Below are 24,741 nucleotides of genomic sequence, written 5' to 3'. Positions count from 1 at the left end.
GTCTTCTTAATTAACGAGCCTTTTTCCACAGAATGCTTGCTTCACAGTTGATGATACCTTCTGTCACGATACGATGAGCAGTAAGAACTTTACCCTCTTCTTGTTTCGTCAAGCTCATTTCACTATGGATCAATTGACCATAATGAACTTCTTTTTCAAACTTGATTGTCATATTTTCTATTTCGTGGGACGTCAAGAACTCAAGGTCTAATGTATCCATGACCCACTCCACGTATTTCGAGTTGTTCACATGACGGTTACTATCAATATCCAAGTATCTGACACGATACTCTTTAGAAAGCATTGTTTCTTCATCAACTTTTTCTGGTTTTGGACTCCGAATCAATTTTTTAGAGAACTCTGATCCATAAGGTGCTACAATTTCATCAGGTACACGAGCCATTTTCCGCTCTTTTATATTCATTAAAGCAAATGTACTGTTGACTGTCACACATAAATTGCCTTCTTCATCATAAACTTTAAACGTACGGTAACAAAATAACTTGTTATAAGAAGTGGCTTGTGTTGTAATGTTGATGGTTTCGTAAAAAGCCGGCATCCGGTCAACGTTTACTTCATATTGAAGAATTATCCAAGCTAATCCTTTTTCTGCTAAAACTTCATCTCCTACGCCTAATGAATAACTTTGTTCACCAGATACATGTAACATAATGTTTAGTAACATGGAGACTGTCATTTTTTGTGTTGTATCACATTCATAATATTTGATTTGGTGTTCTTTTTTATATACTTTTCCGCTCATTTAAAAGCCTCATTTCCTTATAAAAAATCCTTCTTTTAGAATAGCATATTTTTATTAAAAATACCTGAAAATAAAGATGAGTATTTATTTACTAAATCATTATAAACCTAAGAAAAAATACTATTTTTGAAATCATAGAAAAAGGCCAAAGACAGTTGTCTAAGACCTTTTTCTATTTAATATCACTTGCTTAAAACTACATTTTTTTCAGCAATTCAGCTTGTGTAGAATATAGGTTGTAATACAACCCTTTTTGAGCCATCAATTCGTTATGGCTTCCTGATTCTTGAATTTTTTTATCTGCGATATAAAAAATACGCGAACTATTTTTTATGGTAGATAATCTATGTGCGATAATAAACGCTGTTCTTCCTTCTAGCAATCGATCCAAACCTTCTTGCAGCAAAATTTCTGTTTGTGTATCAATACTAGAAGTTGCTTCATCAAGTATCAACACTTTAGGATCAGCCAGCAAGGTACGAGCAAAGGAAATCAATTGTCTTTGCCCAGCAGATAAGGTGCTTCCGCGTTCTTTAACAACTGTACGGTAACCATCTTTTAAACTGATGATAAAATCATGGGCTCGGACTATTTTTGCAGCTTGTATAATTTCTTCTTCAGTTGCATCCAATTTCCCTAAACGAATGTTTTCCATGATCGTTCCTGAGAAAATAAATGTCTCTTGCAACATGACCCCTATTTCATTTCTTAAAGAATTCAAGGTTACTTTTCGAATATCTATACCATCAACTAAAATTTCTCCATCATCTACATCATAAAATCGAGTCATTAAGTTAATAATCGTTGATTTACCGGCGCCTGTAGGCCCCACAAGTGCGATTGTTTCACCAGAACGGACCCTGAAAGAAAGGTGTTCAAAAATAGGTTGATCTTTTTTATAGCCAAATTTCACATCATTAAACACAACATAACCTTGTATTGGGGGCATAACAAAAGCATTAGGTGCATCTTGGATTTCTGGTTCAATATCCAAGATTTCAAAAATACGTTCCAAGTAAACCATACCAGTCACTAAACTATTATAAAAGTTTCCGATATTGATCATTGGGTTCCAAAAGTTATTCACATAACCAATAAAGGCTATCAATACCCCTGTAGAAACATCCACACCAAAACCACTCAAACCAATAAAATAAATAATTGAGATAGTGATCGTTGCGATGTTTTGGATAAATGGAGCTAGTAAAAATTGAATTTTGACTGCATGCATCCAGGTTGTTCGTTGTCCTTCACTAACTTCTGCAAAAATATCTTTATTCACATTTTCTCTTGTATAAGACTGAGTAACTTTTATTCCAGCAACACTTTCATGAATATAAGCATTTAATTCTGCCTGTTTGCTACTGACTTCTTCATATGCTTTACGCTGTTCTCTTTGAATGACAAGTGTCACAACGAATAAAACAGGCAATAGGATAAAACTGTAAAGCGTCAACCGCACATCCATAGCAAACATAATGATTAAGGTAACCACTAAACTGAAGACATCTGATAGAACATTGATCAAACCATTAGAAAGAAGATCACTTAATGAATTGATGTAGTTCACTACTCGTGTAACGATTTTCCCATGCGGACGACTATCAAAGAATGAGAATGGAAGTTTTTGCAAATGTACAAAGACATCCGTACGCATATCTTTTAATACGTCTTGTCCTAATAATGTAATATTTTTGATCCGATACCTTGAAGACCACCCGCCAAATAACTGAGCCGCCGAAAATAACACAATGATCCATATTAGTTGAGTCGTATCTTTGTTTGGAATACTTTCATCAATGACGATACTGGTAAAGTATGGCCCAAGGACTAAAACAATGTTGGATACTAAAATTGCAAAAAGGAGTTTTAAGAAGCCGCTCTTATAAGGAGCTAAGTATCCCCCTACTCTTTTCAACATATTTGTGCTGTTCTTTTGGGTATTTTTTTCTTCAATGGATTGATTAGTCTGTTCCATTTGTTTCTACCTCCTCTTCATCAGCTTGGCCTAATTGCTTCTGATAAATTCTATAGTAGTACCCTTTTTTGTCTAATAAAGAAGCGTGATTTCCTCTTTCGATAATCTCCCCTTTAGACATGATAATGATTTCATCAGCAGATTTCACAGAAGAAATACGATTGGCAATGATAAAGGTCGTTTTTTCTTTCATGATTTCACCTAATTCACGCTGAATTTTCACTTCTGTTTCCATATCTACAGCTGAAGTTGTATCATCTAAGATCAATATTGAAGGATCTTTCATTAATCCTCTGGCCAAGGATATCCTTTGACGCTGACCACCAGACAAACCACTGCCTCGTTCGCCTAAATACGTATTGTATTGATCCGGCATGTTTTGAATAAACGGATCAGCATCAGCCACTCGTGCGCTTTTTTGAACATTTTCCATATCTGCTCCAGGAGTTCCGAATGAAATATTTTGTTGAATCGTATCTGAAAATAGAAAAACGTCTTGCATAACAATCGCAATATGACTTCTTAATTCTCTTACGTTCCATTGTTTTGCGTCAATTCCATCAATCAATATTTTACCTTCCGTAGGATCAAAGAAACGCGAGATCATATTGACTAAGGTTGATTTACCAGAACCTGTTTCCCCTAAAATCCCAATTGTCATACCAGGCTTAGCTTTTAAAGAAATATGACTTAATACAGGTGTTTCAGGAGCATCTGCAAATGAGAATGAAACATCTTGAAATTCAACGATCCCTTGGATTGTTTGTGCAGATTCTTTTTCTTCAATCGGAATCATTGGTTTAGCCGCTAACATTTCTCTGATTTTATAAGAAGAAGCAATAAACCGTTGTAAATCATTTACATACCAACCGACATTTCGCATTGGCAAGTTTAACATCCATATGAATCCATTAAAAGTAACCAAATCGCCTAAACTCATTGATCCGTTAATAACCAAAAATCCTCCATAACCAATTGTAATAACCGATAAAAAGCCTGCTAATGTTTCTAATGGTGGTAAATAAGTTCTTGTTACGTTAGCAGAATCCATATTGCGTTGCTTGTAATCATCATTATACTTATCAAATTTTTCTTTTTCATAATCTTCTCTGGCAAAGGCTTTTATTACCTTATTTCCACTGACATTTTCTTCTACCATTGAATTTAATCTTGAAAAACTTTCCCGAATCTCATAATAAACGGCATTTGCTTTTCCTGATAATAAAATTGTTAATACCCCAATAAAAGGTGTAACAACTAATAAAGCTAACATTAAACGCCATTCTATAAATCCCATAACTAAAATAGCTGAAACCAATAATAAAATATTGTCTAATACATTATAGGTTAACCATGAAATAGCATGGCGAATTGCATCTGTATCACCAGACATGCGGGCCATAATATCTCCTACTCGCGTATTGTTAAAAAAAGCAAAATCGAGTTCTTGTAGTTTTTTATAAAGATCTTCTCTCATTTGATAAATAGCATCCTGCCCTATGTGTTCAAACATAATCTGGTATACATACCTCATGACTGTCCTCAATACGGTAGCACCGATCATTAAAGCTAATAAAGGAACAAGCATATTCCTTTGATTGTCCACAATAACCTTATCGACAATTTCTCCACCGATCAACGGGGAAACAATATTCAATACAGCTACTATTATAACCATAATCGTTCCTACTAAAGCTTTTACCTTATTCGATTGAATGTATTGAGAAACCCATTTAATACTGCTCATACAACAATGCCTCCTTATCTTAGCTTTTCATTGCTACACTACTCTATGAAAAATGCTGAATTAACAAATAAATTGCTGACAAGCATTCCACTAATTTTTTTGTGTAGCAATAAAAAAATAAGAAAATTTGTTTTTTATTTATACTAGTTTACATGATTCATTCATGCTTACTTATTTATTATATTTGATAAAGAAAATGAATACACTTATTCTGCTCACTAGAATAAATCAGCGGGTCGCTTTTCTTTCTAAACTATTTATACTACCATTAACTTTCAAACTTCACCTTAAGACTTCAACCTGTACGATGCAAAAGGGCTGGGATAAGCATCCCAGCCCTTCTTATTACCATTAATGAACAGTCTGTTCAGACTTTAGAGCAATTTCGTTTCCTTCTTCATTGGGAAAAATGTTTTTTCACGAATGTCAAAGTAATTATCTCTGAATGGATGATTTGAATCTGCATTCCATGGTTTAGCATGGCCACAGAAGTGAATGACAGCAGGGTTCTCTCTAGCTTCATCCCATTTTAATTGTCCTTGAATCGTTGGATGTTCTTTTTCATTTAACATCATATAGGTTTGTGCATTCCAACGAGGATCTAATTCTAACCATCTATCATGTAAGATGGCATTTAACGCATCTTGATCATGGAATCTTAATTTTTCTGGATTACCTTTAATGAAAGACAAAACTTGTTCTGTTATTTGTTGTTCACGCCATTTTTCTAGATCCATAACCATTAAACCAGAGTTAAAGTAAAGGTCGGACTCACTTTCGATTCCCATATTTTCTAAACGATTATGGAAACCTGCATCTTCAACTGCAGCCAGTAAATTTTCGCCTAGATCAACTTCCCAAAGTGCTTCAATATCTTCTAAGGTTATCATATCGCAATCCATATAAATGGCACGTTTACTTTCTTTCAATAGATTAGGTATTGAAATACGGTAATAAGCCGTTTGTGGAATACGATCACTTTCTACAGCGCCTGAGAAATCCGTTGGGTCAATTGTGACATAACTGATTCTTGCATTGTATTCTCCTACTGTACGATTCAATAAAAATTTTGAGCGTAGTGAAATGTTGTCATCAATCACATGAAAGTGAAAAGTTGTATTTGTTTGTTTTGTTGTTAGTAGTGAAAGAAAGAGCGTAGCCAAATGCGGGACAAACGCTTCATTGCTTGATGAAACAATTGAGATACTTTTTTGTTCAACCATTGGTAATTCCTCCTTAAGATTTGTAAACCATTTTAGTTATTGCCTTACTTGTTTTGTACTAAAAACAAGATAAGCTAATTTTCACTTTAGAAGAGTTTCTCCTCTAACCTGTATCGATCTTATTTACTATTCTAGTTAACTGCGTTTTGTTTTACAGCTGTATCGCTAAAAGGCGTTTGACTCAATTCTTTTAAATACTGATCAGTATAAGGATGGAATTCATCTGAATTCCATGGTTTATCATGACCGGTAAAATGAACGATGGATGGTTGGCTAACGGCTTCTTTATACCATTTAGCATACTCATCATTTGGAGGCTGATGCCGTTCAAATACTAAAGAAGTTTGTGCATTCCATTTAGGATGAAGAGCATACCATTTTTCATAAAGCGTTCCATTCAAAGCATCTTGATCATGGTAAATAATTTTATCCATTTGATTTTCAAGAAAAGCTAGGGTTTTTTCAGTAATCTGCGCTTTACGCCAGTTATCTAAATCAATGATCATTAACCCAGAATTAAAGTAGTAGTCTTCTGTTTCGATTCCTAATCTTGGATGAACAACTGCTTGTCCAGGATCAACAACAGCCCCAACTACTTTGTCGCCAATATTTGTTTCATACAATTTGGATACATCATCCAATACTAAAACATCACTGTCTATATACAATACTTTTTTGTAATGTTTGTCTTCCAACAAATCTGGTAAAGAGATTCTATAGTAAGCTGTTTGAGTGATATGATCACTTTCCATTACATTTGCGTACAACTCGGAATCAACCTCTAAATAGTCAAGTGTTGCCGTATGAGCCGTATGATTGGAAATAACTTGCTTTAATTTATTTTTACTTTCCGTAGATATATGATCATCAATAATGTAAAACGCTACATCATATTCAGAATTAAGATGATCTAAAATCGTTTTTAGGGTGACACCTAAATAAGGTGCATAGTTATTATCTGCAGCACTTACAATTGGAATCAGTTTTTTTTCTCCCATTTCCAATCATCCTTTCTATTTATTTGTCTATTAATTAAAAATAAATGAATAAATAATTAAAATTTGGTTTCTATTATATACAAAATTCTACCTCTTTCTTCCTTTTTTTACAAACGATACGCCTTGGTATAACAACGTTTACTTTATAATTTTTAAAAAGGCAGTCTATATCAAAGCGCTTACACCCTCTATTCACTTGCTTTCTTCTACTATTTAAAAATGAATTTTATTTCTTAAGTTCCATAGAATTTTTTTTGATTTCATGTATACTAAAAAAGAACTGGTATAATTACCCATACTTTTTATTTTTTAGCTATTAAACATTTAGGTCATTTAATTGGATAGAATAACTAAGTAAAAGAAATGAAGGTCTTGTAATGAAAATTTACTTAATGCTAACGGATACGAATACTGTTCTTTCTAGAACAATCAAACTATATACTAAAGCAAAATACAATCATGCTTCTCTTGCATTAGAACCAGGATTACTAAAACCTTATAGTTTTGGACGAAAACATGCTTACAATCCCTTTTCAGGTGGATTTATAGAGGAAGATTTATCACGCCATTATTTTTTAAGAGCACAATGTGCTATTTATTCTTGTGAAGTATCTGAACAGCAATACGACCGTTTAGTCGATGTTTTATCGTTTTACAATCAAACGAAAGATCTTTACCGCTTTAACTTAATTGGGTTAGTTACTTTAGCTTTAAATATTGATTTTGATCGAAGTGATGCTTTCTTTTGTTCTCAATTTGTTGCCTCTGTTCTTAAAGAAAGTGACATCTATCAATTTGAAAAAGAATCCTACTTTGTTACACCAGAAGATTTAAGCAAAGTCCCATTATTTGAACAAATTTATTCTGGCTCATTATTGGATTATCTTTTAACGACTTCTGAAGAACAAACTAAAACTCAGATGTCTTACTGAACGAATGAATTTATTTGAATAGACAAAAAAGGATCGAGAAAAATCTCGATCCTTTTTTTACACTTTAATTTCAGCATAACTGCCTTTTGATGATTTAGTCACTTTAATATGAACCGGGATTCTTGTTTTTAGTTCTTCTACATGAGAAATAATTCCAACCAAACGACCTCTTTGGTTTAATTCAACCAATGTTTCAATTGCACTATCTAATGAATCTGTATCTAATGTTCCGAAACCTTCATCAATAAATAAAGTGTCTACGCTCACTCCACCGCTATGATTTTGAATCACATCACTTAGACCTAAAGCCAGTGCTAAAGAAGCTTTAAAACTTTCCCCGCCAGACAAAGTTTTCACACTTCTTTTCATCCCTGTATAATTATCAAAGACATCTAGATCTAAGCCTTTAGGACCCGCTCCTTTTGTTTTTTCTTTATTGCGAATAAGCGAATAACGACTATTAGTCATTTGTGTAAATCGACTATTTGCAGCTTCAATAATTTCTTCAAAATAAATCCCTAATACATATCGTTCGAATGAAATATACTCTGTTTCTTTAGATCCATTAGCAATCTCAGCTAACTCTTTGTACATGAGGTATTCTTCTTGTTGCCCTTTTTTTGTCTGATAGTTCAATTGAATTTGAGAAAGAATAGATTGAACCGTTTTTTCCGTTCCAATCAGCTCATGTTGTTGTGTTTTTAATGTTCTGCTGTGGTTTTCTATTTCTTGATTGTGAGATTGATACACTTCAATAGAGTGACTACTTCCTTCTTTTTCAAGTTTTCTTTTTTGCTCCAAAATAGCGTCTTGATTCGCCCAACTTTTCTTATCAAATGATTCTATTTCCTCAATCATTTGTTCTTTTAGTTCTTTTTTCACTACATATTTTTCAAACGTATCATCTAATTGATTTATTTTTAACTGTTGATGGAACAATTCTTTCAAATCTGCCTCACGTTCAAGTAATAAACTTAGCTGCTTTTCAAAAGATGTTGTACTTGTTTGATACTGAGTTTGTTGTCTTTCTAATGTACTTTTCTGTTCTTGAGCTTCTTCGTATTCCTGCTCAATCGTTGTTATTTCCTTTATTCTATTGTCGATTTGTGCTTGGATTTCAGACAGACTACTAGATTTTGTTCTTATTTTTAGAGTATCGATGTCTTTTTTTAATTCATCTATCCGTTTCACATTGTGTTGTATCGTAGATCGAAGTACTTGGATTTTCGATTCTTTTTCTCTTATTTGTTGTAAAATTTCTTGTTTTTGCTCTTCTACTTGCTCTTCCTTGTCCATTATTTTTTGCAAAGCAGCGATTTCTTTTGTAATCCTGTCTTGTTTTATACGATTCTCAGACACTAGCTCATCAAGTTTAGCTCGTTTCTCATATACCTCGCTTCGTTGAATAGACAGCTTTTCTTCACTTGTTTGAATCACTTCATTCAAACCTTGAAGTTCAATAGATAGTCGATCAAATTGCTTTCCAAGTTCGTTTTTCTCTACTTCTAACGTTTCTAAGGCTTCTTTTGAGATTGTATCGTTCGCTAATTTTGCAGGAGAAGGATGATGAAGAGAACCACATACCGGGCATGCTTCATTTTCTGCCAACTCCTCAGCTAATATACCCGCAAGATTTCGATTGTATACTACTCTTTTTTCTTGGTATTTTTTTTCAATTTGAGTAAAGACATATTCAATTTCTTGAAACGCTTCTACTTTAACGGTTTGTTTTTCTAGATTTTCACAAAAATCGATTACCGCTTCTTGTTCTTTTATCTGTTGGTGTTCTTCTTGCTGCAGTCTAGCTGCCTCACGTTGTTTATCCATAATGCTTACTTTAGCTAGTTGGATTTCTTTTAATTCATAATCTATTTTATCTAGCTGTTCATTTTCCCTTATAACTTGATCGGTAAGCAAGACAATTAGTTGTTGCGTTTCTTCATTTTCATTTTCTAATGAGACCTTTGCCTGTTCTTTAGTCACTTGTTCATTGAGTTGTTTTTCTTGCTCTTTTAAATCGGTCAAAGATTCACGTTTAGCAGGCAGGTCTTTGTATTCAGTCTGTAAAATTTCATAACGGTTTTTTGCTTCTATGAATTGCTCTGAAATATCAACCAATTGTTTTTGTTCTTCCAGTAATTCTTTTTCAATAGACATTCTTTGTTGGGTTAAGGATTCAACTTGTTTTTTTGCTTCCAAACAAGTTTCGACTTTTTTTGCCAACTCTATCTCTAATCGTTTTGCTTCTATCAACTCTTTAGTTGATTCTAAAGAGTTTTTTTCCTGTTCAAGAAACTCTAATCTCGTTAACCATTCGATTTTTTGTTGATTTGTCTGATATTTTCCATTTAAGGCTGACAACTCGTTTTCTAATGTACCAATCTTTGTTTGGTAATCTTCTACTAAAGTCGTTAATTCTTTTAAAATTGTTGGAACATCAAAAAAGGCAATCGCTTCTTTTAATGTTTCATTAACGTCTTTATTGATCATTCCTACAAATTGTTGCAGCGTATTTTCACTTTGATCTATTTCACGTTTCAGATTATTTGCTTGGTCTTTTAAAATCGATTGAAATTCCTTGATGGTGTCAGTTTGAAAAATATTTCGAAAAATCTTTTCTTTATCGGCACTATTAGACTCCAGCATTTTTTTGAATTCACCTTGCGGCAGCATTACTATTTGTTTGAATTGTTCATATGACAATGAAAGCAATTCTTGAATCTCTTTATTTGCTTCATTAATTTTAGTAGTAACAGTACCATTATGGTGAAATTCAACTTCTGAAGACCAATTCTTTAATTTCCCATTCTTTCCTGGTCCTTTTTGTGCTGGGCTTCTTTTTATAAAATACTTTTTCCCAGCTATTTCAAATTCCAGCTCTACAAAACAGAGTATGTCATCAGAAGCAAATTGTGACTTAAAAGAATCCTTTCCTCGGCTTGTCCCACTAGCATCATCGTATAGTGCATATGCAATGGCATCAAAAATGGTGGTCTTGCCTGCTCCTGTTGGCCCACTTACTAAAAAGAGCGTTTCTTGTTGGAATTGAGTAAAATCAATTACCACTTTTTCTTTATAAGGGCCAAAAGCATTCATAACTAACTTTAATGGTCTCACTTTATTCTCCTCTTTCCATTTGATGCAATATATTGTCAATAATGTCTTTGCGCTCATCTGTTAAATTTTTTTCTTTATAATGTGTATAAAAATCAGCAAAAATATCTTGAATAGATAATTTTTCCAATTGTTCTTGATGCTTTATGGATGAATTTTCTTCTCGTTCTTTCTTAGCAACGTATTCCAAACCCATTGCATTTGGGTAACGACGCTTCAATTGATTCATTGCATCAATGACAAAATTTCCATCTAGCAATTCAAAAAATAGATAATCTTCTGATTGTTGTTCCATTATCTCATCAAATAATCCTTTAACAATACGCATATCTCTTTTTGGTTTAATATAGATCGGTTCAATCTCCACATGGTCTTTTTCTAACGTAACAAGTGACAATTGCTTTTTATGTCGAGCTTCTGATTTAGAATATTTTAATAATGACCCACTATAGCGAACTCGATCGTATTTTACTTTTTGAGCTTTATGCAAGTGTCCCAAAGCAACGTAATCAAAATCTTCAAATAACTCAACACTAACATATTCTGCGGTTCCAATACTTAAGGGTCTTTCAGAATCTGTCGTTTCAGAAGTATCATCGCTTAAGTTTATAACATAGCCATGTGCAATAAGCACATTTATTTCTTCAGGATCCATCTCTTTTTTTATCGTTTCAATTTGGACTCTAGTAGCGTCTTCTAAGCTTTTAATCGTTTCAACTTGTAACAATTCTCTAGTGTATGCATAGTCAGCAAATGGCAGTAAATAAAAGTTGACTCCTTTAATGGTTACTTTGCGTGTCACTTCTTTTACTGTTCCTTCAATATACAAACGATTAGTGGCTAAAAGGTCTGCTCCATATTCCACTCGTTCACTGCTATCATGATTCCCTGCTATGACTAAGACCGGTACATTGACTTCTTGAATCAGTCTTGTTAACACTTTATTAGCTAAAGACACTGCTTCTTTTGAGGGCATAGAACGATCATATAAATCGCCAGCCATAATCAATGCATCTAATTCTATTGTTTTTAACTTTTTAATCATTTGATCTAGAAAATATTCCTGGTCTTCCAACATAGAAAATTCATTGACGATCTTTCCAATGTGCCAGTCTGCTGTATGTAATAATCGCATAGGTACTCTCCTTTAGTGACATTGTTATAAAAACAGCATCCATTTTTAACGTTCTTCTACCAAGAAGTATACTACGAAAAATCCTTTGAAAACACCAGCTAGCGAAAACAAATTCTGATCTTTCTCGTTTTATTTTATTGAAAAAAATCCATTCATTTATGCTATCCTATTATTAACTAGTACTAAGGAATGAGGCATAAACATGGAAAGACATTTTGACTTATATGAACACCAAGCTCAATATTATGAAACGGATCAAATGGGAATTATTCATCACTCAAATTATATTCGCTGGTTTGAAGAAGCCAGAACAAATTTATTAGACCAGATGGGTTTTGGCTATGCTAAAATGGAAGAATCAGGTGTTATCGTACCCGTTCTAGCGATAAATTGCATTTACAAATCAATGGTTCGTTACAATGATCGAGTGTACATCATTCCTAAAATCGAAGAGTTCAATGGGATTAGACTGACTATTTCGTATCGTATAGTGGATAAAGCTACAGGTGAATTACGAACAACTGGAGAAAGCAAACACTGTTTCTTAAACAAAGAAAACCGCCCTTTTTCATTGAAAAAAGAACAGCCTAAATTATATGATTTATTCGATTCTTATTTAAAAGTTGATTTATCTATTCCAAAATAGACATCTAAAAAAATCAAATAAGCCCAAGAAGACAGGTTGCTTTTGTCTTCTTGGGCTTATTTATCTTATCCTTTTTCAGTAATTAAATTTTGAACAGGTATATCAAAAGGTTCAATAGGCAATTTTGAAGTTAACTGTCTTGAATATATAAGCGCAGCAGTTCGATTGGGAAAATTGCTTAAAAAACGATCATAATACCCACCACCAAAACCGATTCGATAACCTTTTTCATCAAAAATCAGTCCTGGTACTAAAACTAAATCAATTTCTTTTTTAGACACTTCTGTAGTCTCAAGAGGTTTTGGTTCAATGAGATTGTAAAAGCCTTTTTCCAGTTGTTCTCTATTTGTGAAATCATAAAAAGTCATCGCTTTTTCCTTTGGAATACATTTTGGAGCACAAACGATTTTACCTTCTTGCCAAGCTCGGTCGATAATACCGAATGTATTCCATTCAAATCCTTGAGAAAGCGTAACCCCAACTCTTTTAGCCTCTTTCCATTCTTCAGATTCAAATAAATTTTTTTCCAATTTTCTTTCGATTGCTACTTTTTCTTCTGAAGAAATGCTCTTCAAAAAAGAAATCATTTGCTGACGCAATAGTTGCTTATCTATTTTTTTTGTCATTGCTGCCTCTTTCTGTCCATTTATTTTGATTAATGGGGTTATTTATAAGAAAGTTTGATTTTTTTGTATACTTTATCCGCAAGAAAAGATCCTTCCTCTACTAAAAGATCGGCCTTTTGGTTTAAAGCCTCTTTCTTTTGCATGTTTTTCATTTCAGCAGTATTGACGTAGACACTAAGACTAGCCCCTTCTAAAGCCGCTTTGCAGAAAAGTATTCCGGTTCCTGCATCTGCTATCAGCATCGTATTTCCAATTTTTGATAAGCTTCCAAGAATCTCGATTGCTCGTACCGCTTTCTCCATAATTTCAATTGGCACAGTTGTTGCTCCAACCAAAGCCTTTTCTATAACATTCTCTTTGTATTCTACTTCTGCAGAAGTTGACTTTGGCAGTTTATAAGCTTGTGCTAAAGGGTAAAAAGCGTCCGCATCTTTTTGGATCAAATCTTCTAAGTCCATCTTTATCTTTTCCAGTTCATGTACACATTCCTGAACTTCAAGTTGAACAGATTCATACTTCTTTTTTCCGATGGTAAAGTTGCCCACCATACTGCCTAAAGCAGATCCTATGGCTGCTACTAACGCTGCTGCACCGCCTGCTCCAGGAGTGGATTTTTTTGCTGACAAATCTGTTAAAAATTGTTCAATAGATTGTTCTTTCATTGCTATGACCACCTTTCATTCTTATAATAAGAAATTAAAATAATCCAATGACTCTTCCATCAGACAGAACATCAATCGATTCTGCTGCAGGTACTTTTGGTAATCCCGGCATCGTCATAATATCACCCGTTAAAACAACAATAAAACCTGCTCCAGCAGAAGCTTTTACCTTTTTGATCGTAACTGTAAAGTCTTCTGGACGCCCTAATTTATTTTTATCATCTGAAAACGAATATTGCGTTTTTGCCATACATATAGGTAAATCCCCAAATCCAAGAGTTTCTAAACGACTGATTTCTTTTTTTACTCCAGGAGCTAATACAATCCCTTCACCGCCATATACTTTTTGAACAACTTTAGTCATTTTATCTATTAACGAATCTTCTAATTCATAGGCATATGTTAAAGTACTTTCTTGATCTGCAAGTTTCACGACCGCTTGAGCTAAAGCTTGACCACCATTCCCACCATTTTCCCAAACATCTGATAAAACAACATTTACCCCTAATTGTTTGCATTTTTCTTCTACCAAAGCTAATTCTTGAGCTGTATCCGTTGGAAATTTATTGATGGCTACAACGGTTGGCATTCCAAAAACAGTTTGCATGTTTTCAATATGCTTCATTAAATTAGGTAATCCTTTTTCAAGGGCTGAAAGATTTTCTTTATTCAATTCTTTTTTAGACATGCCGCCATGCATCTTTAAAGCTCTAACTGTTGCGACAACAACGACTGCTGATGGTTCCAATCCTGATAACCGGCATTTAATATCCATGAATTTTTCTGCTCCTAGATCAGCTCCAAAACCGGCTTCCGTTACGACATAATCAGCATATTTCAAAGCCAATTTCGTTGCTTTGATGCTATTGCAGCCATGTGCAATATTGGCAAATGGACCGCCATGAACAAAAGCAGGCGTATGTTCTAATGTTTGGACCAAATTCGGTTTCAGTGCGTCTTTTAATAGTGCAGCCATTGCTCCATGTGCTTTTAAATCACCAGCTGTAACGGGCTGTCCTGCATGAGTGTACCCTACGATGATTCTTTTCAGTTTATCTTTCATTTCTTCCATATCTGTGGATAAACATAAGATTGCCATGATCTCAGAAGCAACTGTAATATCAAATCCATCTTCACGCGGAACACCATTTGTTTTGCCGTTTAAACCATCAACGATAAAACGCAATTGGCGATCATTCATATCTACTACTCGTTTCCACGTAATGTTTCGTGTATCGATAGCTAGTGAATTGCCATGATGAATATGGTTATCCAGCATAGCAGCTAGTAAATTGTTAGCTGCACTGATGGCATGAAAGTCACCTGTAAAATGTAAATTTAAATCTTCCATCGGCACGACTTGAGCATACCCGCCTCCAGCTGCACCGCCTTTCATCCCAAATACAGGACCTAATGAAGGCTCTCTTAAAGCAATTGCTGCTTTCTTGCCTATTTTTTGAAGTCCGTCTCCTAAGCCTACGACAGTAGTTGTTTTGCCTTCCCCAGCTGGTGTAGGCGTAATAGCCGTTACCAAGATCAATTTTCCTTCTTTTCTGGTATCTAAATCAGCAATTTCTATTTCATTGATCTTTGCTTTGTATTTCCCATACTGTTCAATCGATTCACTGTCTATTCCTAATTTTTCAGCCACTTCTACTATTGGTTCCATGATGGCTTCTTGTGCAATCGTTACATCGTTTTTAAATTCCATAGGTAATCCCTCCGCCTAGTCTTAAACTCAATATTCTTATCTCTATACTATCATTTTTCTGGTTTTATTCCTTATAGTATTGTAAAATCTCTCAATATTTTTTGATTTTTATTGTTTACATAAAAAGACGAATGTACTTAAGAGAAGTACATTCGCCTGTCTTTAATTGGATTTTTTTAAAATGTGTCTATAGTATACTTTATCTACGATTACAGCAATGGCATTATCTCCAGAAATATTTGCAGCTGTTCCAAAGCTATCTTGTGTTAAATACAATGTAATCAATAGATTTCCCAACACCCCCGTTGGATCAATACCAACCATCGTCATAAACGGTAAAGCGCTCATGATGCCTCCACCTGGTGCGCCGGGTGCTGCTATCATAGCTACTCCCAACATCGCAATAAATCCTGCCATCATTCCAAAATGTACCGGCATATTGTAAATCAATAATACAGCTGTTACACATGATGTTACTGTCACAATACTTCCTAATAAATGAATCGTAGCACATAAAGGAATAACAAACTCACGAATTTGAGCTGATACACCATTCTTTTTAGCAACTTCTAAATTTACTGGAATCGTAGCCGCAGATGATTGCGTTCCAATAGCTGTCACATATCCTGGAATTTGATTCTTAATCATTGTAAAAGGATTTTTTTTCGCGTATAACCCTGCAATAACAAAGAAGAGCGATACTAAAATCAGTTGTAAACCAATAACTATCGCAAAGACTTTCCAGAAAATAGAAAGAATTGAAAACACACTTCCTGTATAACTCAAATTTACAAAATTACCAAATATAAAAAATGGCAATCCGGGAATAATAAATGAATTAAGCAGTTTGCTGATAATCAAACTAAATTCACTAAAAAAGTTGTACATCGTTTCCCCTTTGCCTTGTCCTTTTAACCAAGAAATACAAATACCGAACATAAATGAAAAAACAATAGCCGAAGTCACATCCAGCATAGGTTCAATAGGAATAGAGAATAACGGTTCAAGACTTGGTTGATCCCCAACTACAGCCTTACTTAAGCTAGCATCAATAAATAAAGGAAATAGATTTACAGCAACAAAGTATGCAATCATCCCAGCAATTAACGTTGAAGCATAAGCCAACACTGTTGTTAAACCTAATAATTTACCCGCTCCTTGTGTCAAATCGGCAATTCCTACTACTACAAAACCAATGATCATTAATGGGATAATAAAACTTAATACACTGCTAAATAGTGAAGAAATCGTAACGGGTATTTGAATAATAAAATCTGGCAAAAAATCCAACTGTCCAAAAATAATACCTAAAATAATAGCTATTAGCAACTTAGTTACTAATCCTAATTTGATTCTTTTCATTCTTATTTACACTCCTTTTATAAAAAAAAAAAAGAATTTACTTTTTACAATAAAATCTTCCTTCATTATCCTAACATACATTTTTATTCCTAACCATTTTTTAATTAAAAATAGTTCTTTTATCCTAAAAATAATAGTTGCTTATTTATTAAAGCATGAAAATTAGCTGGTATCTATTCAGAATACTACCGAATGGATGCCAGCTAATGGTTAACTATCTACTTTTCGAATTTATTCCTTATACATTTTTTTCTTCTTTCAGTACACCGTCTTCAATACGGTATACTCGATCACAATCTTTCAGCATACGCTCATCATGCGTTACCATGATAGCTGCTTTATTACGAGATCTTACTTCTTTTGCAATCAATTGGACCACTTCATAAGCACGCGCCGTATCTAAATTAGCTGTAGGTTCATCTGCTAAAATAACATCTGGATCATTCATAAAGGAACGTGCAATAGCCACTCGTTGTCTTTCACCACCGGATAATTCGTTAGGGAATTTTTTCAGTTTGTTTCCTAATCCCAAATCTGTCAGCAATTCACTAGCGGTTTGTTTCAATTCTTCAGTGATCGCACCTTTCATTTTAACAACTACTAAGAGTTGATCTAACACTGTTAAATAAGGGATTAAGTTAGATGTTTGGAGTATAAAGCCAATTTGTTCTAAGCGAACGTGTGCTAATTCTTTTTCACTTAAAGTTGAAATAGCTCTGTCTTTTATAAACACTTCTCCTTCAGAAGGCTGCAATAAAGCTCCAGCAATGGATAAAAAGGTACTTTTTCCTGAACCAGACGGTCCAATAATCGCCACAAACTCTCCTTTATTTACAGTCAACGAAACATGATCTAAAGCAATGGTTTCACTTTCACTATCTTTATAACGTTTTGTTACATTTTTCAACTGAATACCAGACATTATTCCACCCTCCCTAAGGCTGTTAACGGATCAATTTTTGAAATTTTCATTACAGAAAATAACGAACTTAATACACTTATCGCTAGTAAAACAACACTATAGATAATAACCATAGGAAGTTGCAAATTAAACGGCATTCCTTCTGGCAGTACTGCTGCAGTCATATATGTCAGTCCAATCCCTACTAAGATGCTGACCGCTGATAAAATAAAAACTTGTGAAATAACTGTTTTAATAACAAACCAGTTGCTTCCTCCAATAGCCTTTAATACACCAAACTGTTGTGTTTTTTGGTTGGTCAAAACATAGAAAAATACACCTATGATAAACGCCGAAATAATGATTAAAAACCAAAGCATCATCATGATCGTTCCATTCTCAGCTGTATAGCCAGGAACTGCATTCACTGCTTCATCTTTTGTACCGATTTCAATCCCATCGATTGTTTCATTTACGACTTCCACATCTATATCCGTTCCTTGAACTAGAATTCCATTAACTGGATTTTCTATTCCATTATCTGAACCAGGTGCAGCATACTTGATAGCACGAAATTTATCTAGCTGACTAAAAATAACCGGTTGATGGTTTAAAGTCTCATTTTCAACAAAACCAATGATCTCCAACTCTTCAGTAGATCCATTGATTGCTAATGTATCACCTAATGAAAATCCATCTTCTTTCAATGATTCATCTACGATTACACCATTTAAATTACTTGACGCCAATGGTTCACCAGAACGAACGCTTGGCTCCATGAACGATCCGGGTTGAATGCCTGCTATAAGAACATCAACTTTTGTTGCATTTTCTTCATTACTGCCAGCTGAACGAATCGAAGCTGAAACAGTCCCCATAGAAGCAACAGACTCTACACCTTTTTGTTCTGCTATTTCTTTCTCTAACGATTCGGGAAGAATCGATTTAGAAAAGCTAAAATCTGTTTCATCTTCAAAAACAACATAATCTGCCTCAGAATATTTTAACGTCGAAGTTGCTAAATCAGATAATCCTGTTCCAAGACCAGATAATACAAACACGAGCCACGAAATAAATACGATAATTAAACCAATCATCATAAATTTTCCTTTGGAGTGCTTTAATTCTTTTAATGCTAAAAACATTTATCCTACCCCATTTCTTTGAATATTTATCCTTACAATGAGTAGTATACACCAAAGTTACACTCGTGTCACTTTGGTGTATCAAAAATACCATTTTTTATGATCATCTTAATAAAATAAGCTTTTTCTTGCAAACTTAATTGAGAACGATCAGGTATATTAATGCTATGAAAAATAATACCCACAATTAAACTATCGGGTATTTCTTTTTTTATCTGTCCATTTTTTTTACCCGTCTGGATAAATTGTTGTATATAATTTAAAAAATGGCCATGCACTTCTTTAGAAATCGCCTCTTTTTGTAGTTGTTTTTCAGAACTAATTAGGGTTTTCTTTGGTATATCATTTGAGATCAAATGCGTATCTCGATAATTGAATATCAGCTCGAATAATTGGTCAAATTGATTGGAATAGTCTACAGACCATGTTAGTTGATTAAAATCCCGCATCATCTGTTCCATTTGCTTTATTAAATAGTCCGTAATAAGTTCATCTTTATTCGTATAGTACTTATAAATAGCCGCTCTTGAAACATTTAATGACTTAGCTAGCAGACTAAAAGAAAATTTTTCATATCCTTCCTTTATCAGAAGATTATGAGTCTGTACGTAAATATCTTCTGTTGAAAATTTCTTTTCTCTTACCATCCAAAATCATCCTTTCATTTTCTCTTTTCTACTATAGATTATACCATGTTCTCATCTGCTAAAAAGCAAAAATACCAAGAGCTGAGACAAATCCCTCAACTCTTGGTATCCATTTATTTAACTAATGCTAAAGCACCCATTGGATCCCAAGGTTCTAATTCGATAATGGGTTCATCTAAGGCTTTTAACCATTTTTCAGGAATGTATTTCTTGTCTACTGCAATTTGATAATTAAATTCTTCAAACCATTTATCACTCATAGAAAAAATCCCTTTTTTACCAGACTTATCTCCCCAACTGTTTTCGACTTTCCAAGTCTGTGGTTGACCTTGTTCATCTAAATCTACTCCAACAAAAACCATCGCATGGGTCAATAAGCTGTCTCCGTAATCTAAGCGTTGAGCTTTTGACAAACCGCTATCTTCACCCAATGTCAACTCATAATTGTAACTGTGTTCATCCATAATCCCAACATCTCTTATCGACATTTTGCCCACATCACAGCCAAACCACACAGGTTGTCCGTCTTTAATTGAAGCAACTGCTGCTTCTTTTAGTACTTGGATCGGAACATTGATGTATTGAATCGGTTTAGCTTCTTTAACGGTTCCTAAATACTTAACGGTGTAAGCTCTTCCATATGGTTTATCTTCTGTTGGTGCATTCAACAAACTGACTAAACTAGTTAAGTCCCAACCTACATACTCTTTGAAAAAAGCTTGTGGTGTAATATCTTTGATGCGACAGTATTCATCATCTTTGTTTCGATACGTATAAGTGAATGTTTCAGGAACTTCTCCTAAAGCTTTCACTAAAACTGTATAGATAAAATACAACATATCTTCTTTTTTAGCCGTTAGTTCATTTTGTGTTGATCCTGCTTGGTAACCTTCACGTAATTGACAAGCAAATTCTCTTAATTTAGATGTCAGTATTGAATTTAATTTTCTTGTATTAGAAGAATGAAAGGTTTCCGGCATAACTGATTTAGGAACAGCTCCATATTTTTCTAACAGACCTGAAAACATATCCCACTGTCCTCCATCTTGAACTGGATCCATCAATAGATGAGAAATAATTCTAGAATCTTGGGCTTCGTCAAGTGTTTCCAAAATGCTGTCTAAGAAATAATTTGCTTTTTCTAATTTATCCCAAAATAATGTATAGTTTTGTGAAAACTCAAAACTTTCCATATTTAACTTATTCATTGTATCTACACGAGCTGTATTTAATGCTGCAAACATCCAACAGCGTCCACTAGATTTTTGATTTGTTATTGTGCCGCGTTTTGTTTCATTTGAAAACTCAAAAGAGTGCTTTCTTAAAACATTATTGTCTAAAGAAGCATCATCAATACCAACTTTTGCAATTGCACCTTTGATCACTTGGTTACTGCTATTGTCATCAAATTGGTCTTTAAATTTCGTTAATAATTCGTTATTGATTCCCATCTTCATTCCTCCCCTAAATAATAATTAATAGGTTACTCTTCTTTGGCTTATTTAGCAAGTTGCTTCATTTAGAGTACTAATTAAACTTGTCCTTATTTTAATGGTCTATTTCATCAAAATATAATTGTTTTCCCTTTTAATTCAACTTTTTTTCCTAGCCTTTCTTGATTACATATCATACAACGGGTACTACTCTTACATGAAACGACCTTTGACGTAAAAGTAGAGCTCAAAATGTGAGCTACTTTTCTATGAAACAGCTCTTCACGTAGAAGTTGAATAAAAAAAATTCTCACTTATTCGTCAAAGCGGGGTCCACGTAAAAGTGAACAAAAAAACTCACTCTTCCGTAGAAAAGTGAGTTTTTAAACTTTAGTTACTGCTTACTACATCATAATTTGTATCGCTTAATGCTTGATTAAAAACCGCTTCATCAATGTCTGTTTGGCTTTCCACAATAGCTTGTTTAGTAGCTAAATCAACTGCTACACGTTCAACTCCTTCAACAGCTTGAATTTTTTCAACTACTGTGCTGGCACAACCTTCACATTTCATACCTTCAATGGTCAATTCTTTTTTCATTAGTAATCGCTCCATTTCTATTTTTATTTTTTTACCTCTTTTCTATTTATTAGAAGAGGGTTTGAACCTTTTTAAGCGCAAGGCGTTAATCAATACAGATACTGAGCTGAAACTCATTGCCGCTCCAGCTAGCATAGGATTTAATAATGGTCCACCAAAAACATGCAATAGACCCATCGCAATTGGAATACCTAATACATTGTATCCAAATGCCCAAAATAAGTTTTCTTTGATATTTTTGATGGTTGCTTTACTTAATTCAACGGCTGTTGATACGTCCATTAAATCACTTCTCATCAACACAATATCAGCAGATTCCATAGCTACATCTGTACCTGATCCAATAGCAATTCCGATATCTGCTTGAGCTAAAGCTGGAGCATCATTGATTCCATCACCAACCATCGCAACGATTTTTCCTTCAGCTTGCAATTTTTTCACTTCGTTTGCTTTTTCTTCTGGAAGTACTTCACTTAATACACGATCAATACCGACTTGTTTTGCAATTGCTTGGGCTGTACGTTTATTATCACCAGTGATCATCGCTACTTCTAATCCCATCTTATGCAATTTCTCAATAGCTTTCAAACTATTTGCTTTTACTGTATCAGCAACGGCAATAATCCCAACAATTTGACCATCTTTAGCAATGTACATTGGTGTTTTCCCTTCACCAGCCAACGTATCGGAAACTGTTTCTACTGTATCTATCGAAATTCCACGGTCTATCATTAGTTTTTTATTTCCTAATAATAGCGATTGATTCTCAATCGTTACTTCAATTCCATGTCCTGGCAGTGCATTAAACGTTTGAGTTTTAAAAAGAGACAAGTCTTTCTTTTCTGCCCCATGAACAATCGCTTCTCCTAATGGATGTTCTGATCCTCTTTCAGCAGAAGCTGCAAGGATCAGCAGTTCTTCTTCGGACATTCCATTCACTGCTAAAATGTCTGTTACTTCAGGTTTTCCTTCTGTGATTGTACCTGTTTTGTCAAAAATAATTGTTTGGATCTTGTGCGTTTTTTCTAATGCTCCACCACTTTTAATCAAAACTCCATGTTCTGCACCTTTCCCTGTTCCAACCATAATAGCAGTTGGAGTTGCTAAACCAAGTGCACAAGGACAAGCAATAACTAATACAGAAATAGCAATCGTTAAAGCAAATACACCTGACTCACCTGCTATATACCAAGCTAAACCTGATATAACAGCTAATACAATAACGATAGGTACAAAATATCCAGAAATAATATCAGCCAATTTTGCAATGGGAGCTTTCGAACCTTGGGCATCTTCAACCAATTTAATGATTTGAGATAAGGCTGTATCTTTCCCTACTTTAGTGGCTTTATATTTAATGGTCCCATTTTGATTGATACTTGCCCCAATTACAGCATCGCCGGCTGTTTTTTCAACCGGTATACTTTCTCCGGTCAACATTGCTTCATCAACTGAAGTATTTCCTTCAACAACGATTCCATCGACCGGCATTTTTTCACCAGGTTTAACAATGATGAGGTCATTTACTTGAACTTCATCAATTGCTACATCGACTTCTTGTCCATTACGCATTATTCTAGCTTGTTTTGGAGCTAGACCCATTAATTTCTTTATTGCTTCAGATGTTTTTCCCTTTGAAAGAGCTTCAAAGTATTTTCCAAGCGTAATCAACGTCAAAATAACTGCCGCAGATTCATAATAAAGATCCATCGCTAAATGAGTATTTCCCATTCCTATCGCTACAGTTGAAATCAAACTGTACAGGAATGCAGCACTCGTTCCTAAAGCAACCAGCGAATCCATGTTGGGATGCCCTTTAACTAAAGCCTTAAACCCCACTTTAAAGAATTCTCTTCCTAAAATGATTACGGGAATAGTTAAAACCAATTGAGCTAGAGCAAATGTCACAGCGTTTGCCATAGGATCAATGAATTCTGGTAAAGGCATTCCTAGCATATGCCCCATTGAAATATACAATAAAGGCACAGTGAAAAGGGCTGAAATCCAAAAACGTTGCCACATATCTTTTATGTGCTGTGCTTTTTTTTCACGAGTTCTATCTACTTCATCCCCTGTTTCAACTTCTTCATGTGCTGTATACCCAACTTCTTCAACAGCTTTCGTAACTTCTGCTAAAACTAATTGATCAGGGTCATATTCGATACTCATTTTTTCAGTTGCTAAATTAACATTTACCATTTGTACAGCAGCTAATTTCCCTACTGCTTTTTCAATTGTTTGTGCACAAGATGCGCACGTCATGCCTTCAATCACATAATTTTTTTGTTTTGTGTTTGTTACTGCTTTATATCCTGACTGATTGACAGCCTCTTGAATATCTTTATCCGTAAGTTTTGCCTCATCATAGGTGATATGCATTTTTTCAGTAGCTAGATTAACCGTTGATTCTTGGACTCCTGACAATTTTTTAGTTGCTTTTTCAACAGTCTGAGCACAAGAAGCACAACTCATCCCTTCAATTGTAAAGTTTTTTTCAATCATTTTCATTCACTCCTTTTTAAATTAATGATGATAGTGTTGACAGTCACATTGGCCCGGCGTGCAATTACACGATACAACATCCACTGCTTCCATTTTTTTTCGTTGTATTATTTCTTCTAATAGCTGTACATCCGAATGACTTAACGTGGCTTCACTAAGCAATTCTGCTAGCGTTGCCCCAACTTTTCGATTGCAAAGGTGTTCAAAAAAATCGGATGTTTTGCTTTTCAAACTTTCTTCTTCAGTAACTGAAGGACTGTACAAATATTTATTTCCGATTGCTTCTGTCTTCAACATTCCCTTTTCAACTAACCGACCAATCAATGTTTTAATCGTCGCTTGTTTCCAATTCATTTTTTCTTTTATTATTTCTGTAATATCTTTACTAGTCACCGTGTGATTAGTCCAAACTACCCGCATAATTTCCCATTCCGCATCTGAAATGGTTGGCTGAGTTTTGTTTGTCATTTATCTCGTCCTCCTATTCGATTACATTCGTAAACGTTTCTTATATTTATAGTTTACATCTGTAAACGTTTCTTGTCAATAGTTATGTCTAGGATTTACAATTGGTATCCAATTTTTCATTCTTAGTACTGTTTCTTTCTTTTATTAT

The 24,741-nt window shown here is 34.3% G+C and carries 20 protein-coding genes; 2 read left to right on the top strand and 18 right to left on the bottom strand.

The window, feature by feature from the left end; all coding sequences use genetic code 11:
* Positions 1 to 10 precede the first annotated feature (10 nt).
* The 5 genes from NST49_RS05700 to NST49_RS05680 form a co-directional block, all read right to left on the bottom strand.
* Positions 11 to 763, bottom strand: a complete 753-nt coding sequence (locus NST49_RS05700) for an acyl-[acyl-carrier-protein] thioesterase (RefSeq protein WP_023178892.1) — start codon at positions 761 to 763, stop codon at positions 11 to 13.
* 196 nt (positions 764 to 959) lie between these two features.
* Positions 960 to 2,741, bottom strand: a complete 1,782-nt coding sequence (locus NST49_RS05695) for an ABC transporter ATP-binding protein (RefSeq protein WP_034537363.1) — start codon at positions 2,739 to 2,741, stop codon at positions 960 to 962.
* A complete protein-coding gene (locus tag NST49_RS05690) occupies positions 2,728 to 4,488 on the bottom strand; it encodes an ABC transporter ATP-binding protein (RefSeq protein ID WP_341047493.1) in 1,761 nt (586 codons plus the stop codon). Before NST49_RS05690 ends, NST49_RS05695 begins: the two co-directional genes overlap by 14 nt.
* Positions 4,489 to 4,862: 374 nt before the next feature.
* Positions 4,863 to 5,711, bottom strand: a complete 849-nt coding sequence (locus tag NST49_RS05685; RefSeq protein ID WP_023178897.1) for a glycosyltransferase family 8 protein — start codon at positions 5,709 to 5,711, stop codon at positions 4,863 to 4,865.
* Positions 5,712 to 5,842: 131 nt separating this feature from the next.
* Positions 5,843 to 6,709, bottom strand: a complete 867-nt coding sequence (locus NST49_RS05680) for a glycosyltransferase family 8 protein (protein WP_341047490.1) — start codon at positions 6,707 to 6,709, stop codon at positions 5,843 to 5,845.
* Between the two features lie 377 nt (positions 6,710 to 7,086).
* On the opposite strand from NST49_RS05680, the gene NST49_RS05675 reads away from it, so the two are divergent.
* Complete coding sequence (locus NST49_RS05675) at positions 7,087 to 7,641, top strand: hypothetical protein (RefSeq protein ID WP_023178899.1); 555 nt, start codon at positions 7,087 to 7,089, stop codon at positions 7,639 to 7,641.
* 57 nt (positions 7,642 to 7,698) lie between these two features.
* On the opposite strand, the gene NST49_RS05670 is transcribed toward NST49_RS05675, so the two are convergent.
* Positions 7,699 to 10,758, bottom strand: coding sequence for an SMC family ATPase (locus NST49_RS05670; RefSeq protein ID WP_341047487.1), 3,060 nt, complete (start codon positions 10,756 to 10,758; stop codon positions 7,699 to 7,701).
* A gap of 1 nt (position 10,759) precedes the next feature.
* A complete protein-coding gene (locus NST49_RS05665; protein WP_341047485.1) occupies positions 10,760 to 11,890 on the bottom strand; it encodes an exonuclease SbcCD subunit D in 1,131 nt (376 codons plus the stop codon).
* A 202-nt stretch (positions 11,891 to 12,092) separates the two neighbouring features.
* On the opposite strand from NST49_RS05665, the gene NST49_RS05660 reads away from it, so the two are divergent.
* On the top strand, positions 12,093 to 12,536 hold the full coding sequence (locus tag NST49_RS05660; RefSeq protein ID WP_034537373.1) for an acyl-CoA thioesterase: 444 nt from the start codon (positions 12,093 to 12,095) through the stop codon (positions 12,534 to 12,536).
* Positions 12,537 to 12,601: 65 nt separating this feature from the next.
* Here NST49_RS05660 and NST49_RS05655 read toward each other — a convergent pair whose 3' ends face one another.
* The 11 genes from NST49_RS05655 to NST49_RS05605 form a co-directional block, all read right to left on the bottom strand.
* Positions 12,602 to 13,162 (bottom strand): 5-formyltetrahydrofolate cyclo-ligase, encoded by a 561-nt coding sequence (locus tag NST49_RS05655; protein WP_023178906.1) that lies wholly within the window; start codon positions 13,160 to 13,162, stop codon positions 12,602 to 12,604.
* 38 nt (positions 13,163 to 13,200) lie between these two features.
* Positions 13,201 to 13,824, bottom strand: coding sequence for a cyclodeaminase/cyclohydrolase family protein (locus NST49_RS05650; protein WP_301426162.1), 624 nt, complete (start codon positions 13,822 to 13,824; stop codon positions 13,201 to 13,203).
* 34 nt (positions 13,825 to 13,858) lie between these two features.
* The gene (locus NST49_RS05645; RefSeq protein ID WP_341047482.1) at positions 13,859 to 15,535 is read right to left on the bottom strand and encodes a formate--tetrahydrofolate ligase; all 1,677 of its coding nucleotides are present in this window, start codon (positions 15,533 to 15,535) and stop codon (positions 13,859 to 13,861) included.
* 162 nt (positions 15,536 to 15,697) lie between these two features.
* Positions 15,698 to 16,897: a dicarboxylate/amino acid:cation symporter gene (locus NST49_RS05640; RefSeq protein WP_341047480.1), complete on the bottom strand. Its 1,200-nt coding sequence runs from the start codon at positions 16,895 to 16,897 to the stop codon at positions 15,698 to 15,700.
* A gap of 238 nt (positions 16,898 to 17,135) precedes the next feature.
* A complete protein-coding gene (locus NST49_RS05635) occupies positions 17,136 to 17,819 on the bottom strand; it encodes an ABC transporter ATP-binding protein (RefSeq protein WP_187948426.1) in 684 nt (227 codons plus the stop codon).
* A complete protein-coding gene (locus tag NST49_RS05630) occupies positions 17,819 to 18,943 on the bottom strand; it encodes an ABC transporter permease (protein WP_341047478.1) in 1,125 nt (374 codons plus the stop codon). The genes NST49_RS05635 and NST49_RS05630 overlap by 1 nt, the downstream gene beginning before the upstream one ends.
* Positions 18,944 to 19,011: 68 nt before the next feature.
* Complete coding sequence (locus NST49_RS05625) at positions 19,012 to 19,590, bottom strand: TetR/AcrR family transcriptional regulator (RefSeq protein ID WP_341047477.1); 579 nt, start codon at positions 19,588 to 19,590, stop codon at positions 19,012 to 19,014.
* Between the two features lie 113 nt (positions 19,591 to 19,703).
* Positions 19,704 to 21,041, bottom strand: coding sequence for a C1 family peptidase (locus tag NST49_RS05620; RefSeq protein WP_023178918.1), 1,338 nt, complete (start codon positions 21,039 to 21,041; stop codon positions 19,704 to 19,706).
* A 372-nt stretch (positions 21,042 to 21,413) separates the two neighbouring features.
* Positions 21,414 to 21,623: a heavy-metal-associated domain-containing protein gene (locus tag NST49_RS05615; protein ID WP_023178920.1), complete on the bottom strand. Its 210-nt coding sequence runs from the start codon at positions 21,621 to 21,623 to the stop codon at positions 21,414 to 21,416.
* A 42-nt stretch (positions 21,624 to 21,665) separates the two neighbouring features.
* Positions 21,666 to 24,125 (bottom strand): heavy metal translocating P-type ATPase, encoded by a 2,460-nt coding sequence (locus tag NST49_RS05610; RefSeq protein ID WP_341047473.1) that lies wholly within the window; start codon positions 24,123 to 24,125, stop codon positions 21,666 to 21,668.
* A 21-nt stretch (positions 24,126 to 24,146) separates the two neighbouring features.
* On the bottom strand, positions 24,147 to 24,593 hold the full coding sequence (locus NST49_RS05605; RefSeq protein ID WP_023178922.1) for a CopY/TcrY family copper transport repressor: 447 nt from the start codon (positions 24,591 to 24,593) through the stop codon (positions 24,147 to 24,149).
* Positions 24,594 to 24,741: the final 148 nt, after the last annotated feature.

The organism is Carnobacterium sp. FSL W8-0810, assembly GCF_038007125.1.
Classification (GTDB): Bacteria; Bacillota; Bacilli; order Lactobacillales; family Carnobacteriaceae; genus Carnobacterium_B; species Carnobacterium_B inhibens.
Note: the sequence above shows the minus strand (reverse complement) of the source record. Positions and strands in the feature narration are given on the sequence as shown.